We start from the raw sequence: 3,823 nt of genomic DNA on the forward strand, positions 1-3,823 counted from the left end.
TACCGGCTTGAATCATGGCCGGTGCCCTACGTGAATCCCCTTTTGTCAACAGGGCTTAGCGTCCACTGGCGTAGCGATGGGGTGCCGTGTCCTCTGGTCCCTCGGGTAGGTTCTCCACCAGTCGAGAGGCGCAGGCCAATGGCAGTGCGGGGCGAGGCGATCACAGAATTAGCTCGGCACTCTACCTGTTGTAATGTTCCCCACACCTACTCCGGAGCCGTCTCTCCTGGCAGAAGTTCCGGCCCTACTACTTGATCGAAGGCTTGGCTTTCAGCCAGCTGGCCGACCTTCACGACGGTGAGGCCGAAGACGATTCCGATGAGTCCTACGAGCACCATGCCCACCCCGATGTTACGAGAGCGGCGGCGGCGGTGAAGATCGTGTTCGGTCCGTATGGCCATTAGAATATCCCTGAATTCGGCGGAGCCGTCGTTGCCACGGCCCCTCTTGTCACACTTCACGCCTGTTTAGCGGCGACGGCTGAGGTCTCAACGCTCCGGTTCATTTTGGCGCGGCCCTCGCGGCCGGGCTTGAAGCCCAGCAGGCGCAGCGCGTTGAGCGTGACGAGCACGGTCGCGCCGGTATCGGCAAGGATCGCGATCCACAACCCGGTGATCCCGAGGATGGTGGTGACGAGGAACACCCCTTTCAGCCCCAGCGCGATCGCGACGTTCTGCCGGATATTGGCCATCGTCGCCCGGGCAAGGCGGATCTTGCCCGGCACGTCGCCCACGCGGTTCCGCAGGATCGCGGCATGAGCGGTTTCCAGCGCCACGTCGGTGCCCGATCCCATCGCCACGCCCACGTCCGCCGCGGCGAGGGCCGGCGCGTCGTTGATCCCGTCGCCCACCACCATCACCTGCGTTCCGCGCCCGAGTGCCTGCACCTCGGTCACCTTGTCCGCCGGCAGCAATCCCGCGCGATACTCGATGCCGAGGCCCCCGGCGATGGCCGCGGCCGCGCGGGCGTTGTCGCCGGTCAGCATGATCGGAGCGATGCCCATTTGCCGAAGCTGGCGCACGGCGTCCGCCGCATCGGCGCGAGGCTCGTCCCGCAGCGCGATCAGCCCGAGCGGCGTCATCCCGCGCCAGACGATCACCACCGTCTTGCCTTGGGCTTCAAGCGCCTCGCTCTGCATCCGGATCTGGTCGCTCAGCACGCCGCCCTCCTCGGCGAGGCGCGGTGAGCCGACAGTGACGACAGCCCCCCCGATCACCGCTTCGGCGCCCTTGCCGGGGATCGCGCGCGCCGACGCCGATGCGGGCACGGCCACGCTGTCGCTGTCGGCCCGCGCAAGGATGGCTCTGCCCAGGGGATGGCTGGCCCCGGCCTCGACCCCCGCCGCCAGCGCCAGCACATCGGCCCCGGCGAACGGTACGACATCGGTGACGCGCGGGCGGCCGTGGGTCAGCGTGCCGGTCTTGTCGAAGGCGACATGCGTGATCCGGGCCGTCGCCTCGATCACCGCGCCTCCCTTCATCAACAACCCGTGCCGCGCACCCGCCGACAGGGCCGAGGCGATGGCGGCCGGCACCGAGATCACCAGCGCGCAGGGGCAGCCGATCAGCAGCAGGGCCAGCGCGCGATAGGTCCACTCGCCCCAGGCCTGCCCGAAGGCGAGCGGCGGCACGATGGCGACCAGCAGCGCGGCGCCCACCACGGCCGGCATGTAGACCCGGCTGAAGCGGTCGATGAAGCGCTCGGTCGGCGCGCGCGCACTTTCGGCCTCTTCCACGAGGCGAACGATGCGCGCGATCGTGTTATCCTCGGCCCGCTTCGTCACGCGCACGCGCAGCACCGCCTCGGCGTTGATCGAGCCGGCGAAGACCTCCGCCCCCGGCTCCTTCAGGCTCGGCACGCTCTCGCCGGTCACCGGGCTTTCATCGACGCCCGAGATGCCCTCGACCACCTCGCCATCGGCCGGAACGCGGTCGCCGGGGCGGACCAGCACGACTTGCCCGATCCGCAGGCTGTCGGCCGGAACCTCGCGGGTCCGGCCGCTCACTTCCAGCAGCGCCGTCTTGGGCACCAGCCGGGCCAGCGCCCGGATGCCGTCACGCGCCTTGTTCGACGCCAACCCCTCGAGCATCTCGCCCACGGCAAAGAGAAAGACGACGAGTGCCGCCTCTTCCGCGGCCCCTATGAAAAGCGCCCCTCCGGCGGCGAGGGTCATCAGCATCTCGATCGTGAAGGGCATTCTTGCCCGCGCCATGGCCAAGGCGCGCCGAGCGACCGGGAACAGGCCGATCAGCGTCGCCAGGACGAACGCCCATTGCGCGACCTGTTCCGAGAAGACCAGGTGCACCGCCCAGGCCGCCGCCAGCAATGCGCCGGTCCCGAGCAGAAGCCGCCCCTTTGACGTGGCGTACCACGCGGGCGGCGGCGCATCGGCGGCGGGGGGCGCCGTTGGCGCGTCATCCTCGGGGGCGGCTGGAAATGCGCCGTCGGGCAGGACAAAGCCGCCTTTCGGTTTCTCGGGCGCGGCACCCTTGGCCGAGATCCCGAAGCCGATGGCGCGCACCGCGTTCTCCACCCGGTCGGTCGAGGTGCGGCTTTCATCCAGCGTCAGGCGCAGGCGTTCGGCCATAAGCGCCACGTCGACGCCTTCGACCCCCGGCAACCGCTCGACCGCGCCGCGGACCTTGCCCGCGCAGGCGCCGCAATCCATGCCCGTCACGCGCCACTCGTGCTGACTTGTGCCTGGGTTCGCCATAGTCTGCCTCCGTCGCATCCTCACCAATCGGTCACAGATACGACCTCCAGCTACTATAGCTTCAAGCCCCCTTCCTCATTTTCTTTACCCAAGCCAAACGTCTAGGAACAACATCAGGACGAGGCCGATCGCCAACCCCAGGGTTGCCTTCTTCTGATGACCGCTTCGATGGGTCTCGGGAATGATCTCGTGGCTGATGACATAGAGCATTGCGCCTGCGGCGAAGGCGAGACCCCATGGAAGTAGCGGCTCCGAGATGGCAATGATTCCCGAGCCGAGCAGACCGCCAACAGGCTCTACCAGCCCCGTCAGAGCGGCGATGCCCCAGGCACGCAGCTTCGGGTAGCCCTCGCCAAGAAGAGACACCGCAACGGCAAGGCCCTCAGGGGCATTCTGCAAGCCGATCCCGATGGCAAGCGGCAGGCCACTTTCCAAGCCGCCCGACCCGAATCCGACGCCGACCGCAAGACCTTCCGGAAAATTGTGGATCGTGATGGCGATGATGAAAAGCCACACGCGTCGGAGCGACGCGCCCTCCGGTCCTTCGCGCCCTATGCTGAAATGCTCGTGCGGCAGCATCTCGTTCATCAGTGCGACAGCACCCATGCCGAGCAAGATCGATACACAGACTATGGCGGCCGGCACTGCGCCGTTGTCGTACCGTACCTCGGCGGCATCGAGCGCAGGAATAATCAGCGAGAAGAAGGAGGCAGCCAACATCACGCCGGCTGCGAAACCCAATGCGAGGTCTCGCATCCCTCGCGAGGGCATGCGCCCGAACAGAACAGGAAGCGCTCCGGCCGCGGTCAGGGACCCTGCGGCGAGACTGCCAAGAAACCCGAGCATCACGGGGGAAAGATCAGCCACAACCCACTCCAAATAAGCCTTTCTCGACGTAAACTGCTTCTGCGAGTGATTTGCAACTGTGAGGGAGCATTCAACGTATGCGGCCATCCTACCGGGCTCGTGACTCCAGGTTGTTTGGATAGACGTAACGACAGCCACTGAAGGCCGCGCCCGGTTTTGGCGGTGACGCCATGGGACGACGATCGGGCGGTCGTGTCGCGAAGGTGGTGGAAATTCGAAGGCGGCGTAATCTCCGGGTGAACC

2 protein-coding genes are annotated in these 3,823 nt (G+C 66.8%); both read right to left on the reverse strand.

Annotation, left to right across the window (positions count from 1 at the left end; all coding sequences use genetic code 11):
* Positions 1-457: 457 nt before the first annotated feature.
* The gene (locus ACFDS3_RS19460) at positions 458-2,713 is read right to left on the reverse strand and encodes a heavy metal translocating P-type ATPase (protein ID WP_375263994.1); all 2,256 of its coding nucleotides are present in this window, start codon (positions 2,711-2,713) and stop codon (positions 458-460) included.
* 84 nt (positions 2,714-2,797) lie between these two features.
* Positions 2,798-3,580: a ZIP family metal transporter gene (locus ACFDS3_RS19465; RefSeq protein WP_375263995.1), complete on the reverse strand. Its 783-nt coding sequence runs from the start codon at positions 3,578-3,580 to the stop codon at positions 2,798-2,800.
* Positions 3,581-3,823 lie beyond the last annotated feature (243 nt).

This window comes from Palleronia sp. (assembly GCF_042089775.1).
GTDB lineage: Bacteria > Pseudomonadota > Alphaproteobacteria > Rhodobacterales > Rhodobacteraceae > Palleronia.